Raw genomic sequence first — 1,931 nt, forward strand, 5'->3', positions numbered from 1 at the left:
ATACAAAAACAACTATTCCACCGAGGTAAGAAAGATGAGTGCGGCTTCTCTGTATCCCGTTCGTCCCGAGGTTCTGGCCAATACGCTGACTGACGAGGCAACCTACAAAGCCATGTACCAGCAGTCGGTCGTCAACCCGGACGGCTTCTGGCGCGAGCAAGCCAAGCGCCTCGACTGGATCAAGCCTTTCACCACGGTGAAGCAGACCTCCTTCGACGATCACCATGTCGACATCAAATGGTTCGCCGACGGCACCCTCAACGTTTCCTACAACTGCCTCGACCGTCATCTGGCCGAGCGCGGCGATCAAGTCGCGATCATTTGGGAAGGGGATGACCCGGCCGAAAGCCGCAACATCACCTACCGCGAGCTGCACGAACAAGTTTGCAAGTTCGCCAACGCCTTGCGAGGCCAGGATGTGCATCGCGGCGACGTGGTGACTATCTATATGCCGATGATCCCCGAAGCCGTGGTCGCCATGCTGGCCTGCACCCGGATCGGCGCGATTCACTCGGTGGTGTTCGGTGGTTTCTCGCCGGAAGCCCTGGCCGGTCGCATCATCGACTGCAAATCCAAAGTGGTCATCACCGCTGACGAAGGCATTCGTGCCGGCAAGAAGATCCCGCTCAAGACCAACGTCGATGACGCGCTGACCAACCCGGAAACCAGCAGCATCCAGAAAGTCATCGTGTGCAAGCGCACCGGTGGCAACATCAAGTGGAACCAGCATCGCGACATCTGGTACGAAGACCTGATGAAAGTGGCGGGCAGTGTCTGCGCGCCGAAAGAGATGGGCGCTGAAGAAGCGCTGTTCATCCTTTACACCTCCGGTTCGACTGGCAAGCCGAAGGGCGTGCAGCACACCACCGGCGGTTACCTGCTGTACGCCGCCATGACCCACGAGCGCGTGTTCGACTACCGCCCGGGCGAAGTTTACTGGTGCACCGCCGACGTCGGCTGGGTCACTGGCCACAGCTATATCGTCTACGGCCCATTGGCCAACGGCGCGACCACGCTGCTGTTCGAAGGCGTGCCGAACTACCCGGACATCACCCGGGTGGCGAAGATCGTCGACAAGCACAAGGTCAACATCCTCTACACCGCACCGACCGCGATCCGCGCGATGATGGCGTCGGGTCAAGCCGCTGTTGAAGGTGCTGATGGCAGCAGTTTGCGTCTGTTAGGTTCGGTGGGTGAGCCGATCAACCCGGAAGCCTGGGACTGGTACTACAAGAATGTGGGCAAGTCCCGTTGCCCGATCGTCGACACCTGGTGGCAGACCGAAACCGGCGGCAACATGATGAGCCCGCTGCCGGGCGCTCACGCCCTCAAGCCGGGTTCGGCGGCACGTCCGTTCTTCGGCGTGGTGCCAGCGTTGGTCGACAACCTGGGCAACATCATCGAAGGCGTGGCCGAGGGCAACCTGGTGATTCTCGATTCGTGGCCAGGCCAGGCGCGCACGCTGTACGGCGACCATGACCGCTTCGTCGACACCTACTTCAAGACCTTCCGTGGCATGTACTTCACCGGTGACGGCGCACGTCGCGATGAAGACGGTTACTACTGGATCACCGGGCGTGTGGACGACGTGCTCAACGTGTCCGGCCACCGCATGGGTACTGCCGAGATCGAAAGCGCGATGGTTGCGCACCCGAAAGTTGCCGAAGCGGCCGTGGTCGGTGTGCCGCACGACATTAAGGGGCAGGGCATTTATGTCTACGTCACGTTGATCGCGGGTGAAGAGCCGAGCGAGCAACTGCGTCTGGAACTGAAAAACTGGGTGCGTAAAGAGATCGGTCCGATTGCTTCGCCGGACGTGATCCAGTGGGCACCGGGGCTGCCGAAAACCCGTTCGGGCAAGATCATGCGCCGGATCCTGCGCAAGATTGCGACCGCCGAATACGATGGGTTGGGTGATATCTCCACCCTGG

At 60.5% G+C, this 1,931-nt stretch carries 1 protein-coding gene; it reads left to right on the forward strand.

Annotation, left to right across the window (positions count from 1 at the left end; translation table 11 throughout):
* Positions 1 to 34 precede the first annotated feature (34 nt).
* The coding region (gene acs, locus FHL16_RS33680) for an acetate--CoA ligase (protein WP_077750541.1) at positions 35 to 1,931 on the forward strand (1,897 nt) is incomplete at its 3' end.

Origin of the sequence: Pseudomonas sp. FSL W5-0299 (genome assembly GCF_005930655.1) — a bacterium.
Classification (GTDB): Bacteria; Pseudomonadota; Gammaproteobacteria; order Pseudomonadales; family Pseudomonadaceae; genus Aquipseudomonas; species Aquipseudomonas mandelii.